Genomic DNA, 3,376 nt, shown 5'->3' with positions numbered 1-3,376 from the left:
AATTGACTTCGCAAATGTTTTTGCAGTTGTTTCCAACTGACCCTACACATTTGGTTGTCTAAAACTTTGTTCAGTTTTCAAAGATCTACTCATTAATAATTCGTTATCGTAATGACAACTATTATATGATACCAATCATCATTTTTAATGTCAAGCATTATTTTTTTAAAAATAATTTTTTAACAACGACAATTTCTATATTTTACTTAAAATCAGAACTGATTGTCAAGAACTATTTTTACTCAAAATTAATTATTTCAAATCAGCAACAAAAAATATAATAACAAGATTATTTTAGCCCGTCAAGCATTATTTTAATAAAAATTACTTACCTGCATCAATATCAACCAGTGCTTGTTTCACCCAACCATCTAGCCTTTCTGCAATTGGAGCAAATCCCTCTTGGGCATGCTTGTTTGTCCAAAACTTTTTATGTTGGTAATGCACCCTCTTGTTGGCTTTAGAAAAATCAAACGGCTTTTCTAAACACCGAACAGATAGGGAAATTTTGCCAGTGTACTCATCGATATCTATGATGATTACCCGAACTTTTTGCCCTACTTGTAAAAAATGTTCTATATTGTCTACATACCCATGATGACATTCTGAAATATGAATCAAACCTTGCGTCTGAGCATCCAATGAAACAAAGGCACCGTAAGCTTGAATCCCGGTTACCTTTCCTTCCAATATCATCCCAATTTTATAATCCACGTGTTCCACCACCTATCAAACTTAGTCTCCAAATATCATAATAACATAAAATTATCTTGAATAATAAAAAAGGCAGCTAACAATTGTTAACTACCTCCTTTAAACTAAAGTCTAAGTAAATTATTCGCTAACTTCAATCGTCTTAATCACAACATCTTCTACAGGCTTATCTTGAATCCCCGTTTCAACATTTGCAATTTCATCAACAATTTCCATTCCCGAAACAACTTGACCAAAAACAGTATGTCTGTGATCAAGCCATGGGGTCCCACCTTGCCGATAAGCTTCAATAATTTCTTTAGGATAACCAGCGGCTACCATTTGTTCTTCCATTTGAGCAGGCATATTTTGGTTTTGAACTATAAAGAATTGACTACCATTTGTCGCTGGGCCGGCATTAGCCATTGAAAGTGCCCCCCGAATATTAAATAACTCATTAGAAAATTCATCTTCAAAAGGCGTCCCCCATAAACTTTGACCACCCATTCCGGTTCCAGTTGGGTCCCCACCTTGAATCATAAAGTCTTTGATTACACGGTGAAAAATAATGCCATCATAATAATTTTTAGCTACTAAACCTAAAAAGTTTTCAACCGTCTTAGGGGCTTGCTTAGGAAATAACTTAATCGCAAAATCCCCTTTATTAGTCTTAAATGTTGCTACTGGTCCTTCAACTGCAGCTAAGTTCAATTGTGGATACATAAAAATCTCCTTCCAATTATAAATACCTAATTAGTATACCATACTTTACGTTTTCCTTTACTTACTTTTTATGCTAATCTTATAGCGTATCTACTATTTTTACGAAAGGAATGTTTTCTAGATAATGACTGAAACTGCATACTACGATATTACTATCATCGGTGGCGGCCCCGTTGGTTTATTTGCCGCCACTTATGCTCGTATGCGTCTAGCAAAAACCCAAATCATTGAAAGTCTCGATCAATTAGGGGGACAAGTAAGTACCCTTTTCCCTGCTAAAAAGATTTATGATATTCCTGGCTTCTATGAAATTAGTGGCGAGGACTTAATTAAAAACTTTGAAAAGCAAACACTAGCTTTTAAGCCTGATATTTTTCTGGGCGAAACGGTCCTTGGCTTTGAAAAAACTCCTGAAGGTTTTCTGATTAAAACTAGCAAAAGAACCACCTACTCTCGCTCAATTATAATCGCTGCCGGAATCGGTGCCTTCGAACCCAGGAGGTTAACACTTGATAATGCTAGCCAACTAGAAGGCAAGCAGCTACGCTATTTTGTCACAGACCCGACAACTTTTGCTGGCAAAGACTTAGCCATCGCTGGTGGAGGGGATTCTGCGATTGATTGGGCTTTAACCTTATACCCTCAGGCCAAATCAGTACATTTAATTCATAGGCGTGACAAATTTAGGGCACTCGAAAGCAATTTAGCCAAGTTAAAGGAAACTAAAACTAACTTTGAGACTCCTTATACCATTAAAGAACTCTCACCAGCTGCAACCGATAAACTAACTATTACCTTGCAAAAAGTTCGCTCCCAAGAAACTAAAACCATAACGGTTGATCATTTACTGGTTAATTACGGTTTTGTTTCCGATAATAAAATTATCTCCTCTTGGGGGCTTGAAATGCAAAACCGCGCAATTAAGGTTAACCAAGCACAGGAAACTAATATTCCAGGTGTCTACGCTATCGGTGACAGCGCTTATCATGAAGGTAAAATTGACCTAATCGCAACCGGCCTGGGTGAAGCACCCAATGCCGTTAATAATGCCCTGCTCTACGTCTATCCAGAAAAACGACAACCGGCCCATAGCACTCAGCTTATTAAAGCATTTAACCAAGCTCAGAAAAAATAAGAGAAACTTAACTTATTTTTGGCTAACTTTCTAGTAAACTTAAGAAAGCAGTAACTGCTTAACTACTATATCGAAGGAGTACTTAAACCTTGAATATCATTCAATTCTTTATTGATTTCGTATTACACATTGACACGCACCTCGTTACTATCGTTAACACCTTTGGTAGTTGGACCTATCTAATCGTCTTTGCTATCATCTTTATCGAAACCGGGGCGGTAATCATGCCATTTTTACCTGGTGATTCGCTGTTATTTGCAGCCTGCGCACTATCCGCTAACCCAATTTACAACTTGCACACCGGAATCTTCGTTGTCCTTTTTTGGGTAGCTGCTGTTGCTGGGGATTCATTAAACTTCTTTATTGGCCATACTATTGGTAAATCCATTACCAGCCACCCCTTCTTTGGGCGTTTTATCAAAGAAGAAAATATCACCAAAACCGAAAAGTTTTTTGAAAAACACGGTGGCATCTCCATTACCTTAGCCCGCTTCATGCCAATTATCAGAACCTTTGCTCCCTTTGTTGCCGGAGCTAGTGGTTATAAATATAGCCAGTTTATTCGCTATAACTTGGCAGGTGCTACCGCTTGGGTTGTCCTTTGTTGTGGGGGCGGTTATTTCTTCGGTAACTTCCCGCTAGTCAAAGAACACTTCTCAATGATTGTCTTGGGAATCATTCTTGTTTCCTTACTACCAGCAGTTATCACCTTTATAAAAAGTCGACTTGGTCAGAAAGCCTAATCATCAAAAAAACTGTGCAGCTCAATGGGCTATAATACCTTCTAAGTATACAGATGAAATATACAAAATCATCTAGATACTT

At 37.6% G+C, this 3,376-nt stretch carries 4 protein-coding genes; 2 read left to right on the top strand and 2 right to left on the bottom strand.

Features of this window, described 5'->3' with window-relative positions; all coding sequences use genetic code 11:
• Positions 1-324: 324 nt before the first annotated feature.
• Positions 325-714: a CvfD/Ygs/GSP13 family RNA-binding post-transcriptional regulator gene (locus tag FC14_RS08545; protein WP_050610740.1), complete on the bottom strand. Its 390-nt coding sequence runs from the start codon at positions 712-714 to the stop codon at positions 325-327.
• A gap of 120 nt (positions 715-834) precedes the next feature.
• Entirely contained in the window at positions 835-1,416 is a 582-nt protein-coding gene (locus tag FC14_RS08540; RefSeq protein WP_056977408.1) for a peptidylprolyl isomerase, read from the bottom strand.
• A 124-nt stretch (positions 1,417-1,540) separates the two neighbouring features.
• On the opposite strand from FC14_RS08540, the gene FC14_RS08535 reads away from it, so the two are divergent.
• Positions 1,541-2,551: an NAD(P)/FAD-dependent oxidoreductase gene (locus tag FC14_RS08535; protein ID WP_056977407.1), complete on the top strand. Its 1,011-nt coding sequence runs from the start codon at positions 1,541-1,543 to the stop codon at positions 2,549-2,551.
• 98 nt (positions 2,552-2,649) lie between these two features.
• Complete coding sequence (locus tag FC14_RS08530; RefSeq protein WP_056977410.1) at positions 2,650-3,294, top strand: VTT domain-containing protein; 645 nt, start codon at positions 2,650-2,652, stop codon at positions 3,292-3,294.
• Positions 3,295-3,376: the final 82 nt, after the last annotated feature.

Source organism: Ligilactobacillus agilis DSM 20509 (assembly GCF_001436215.1).
GTDB lineage: Bacteria > Bacillota > Bacilli > Lactobacillales > Lactobacillaceae > Ligilactobacillus > Ligilactobacillus agilis.
The sequence above is the reverse complement of the archived record's forward strand: the minus strand, read 5'-3'. Positions and strand labels throughout refer to the sequence as shown.

Excerpts from the sequence above, each read along its gene's own strand:
- FC14_RS08540 (WP_056977408.1), bottom strand. The coding sequence starts at position 1,416 with ATGTATCCACAATTGAACTTAGCTGCAGTTGAAGGACCAGTAGCAACA.
- FC14_RS08535 (WP_056977407.1), top strand. The coding sequence starts at position 1,541 with ATGACTGAAACTGCATACTACGATATTACTATCATCGGTGGCGGCCCC.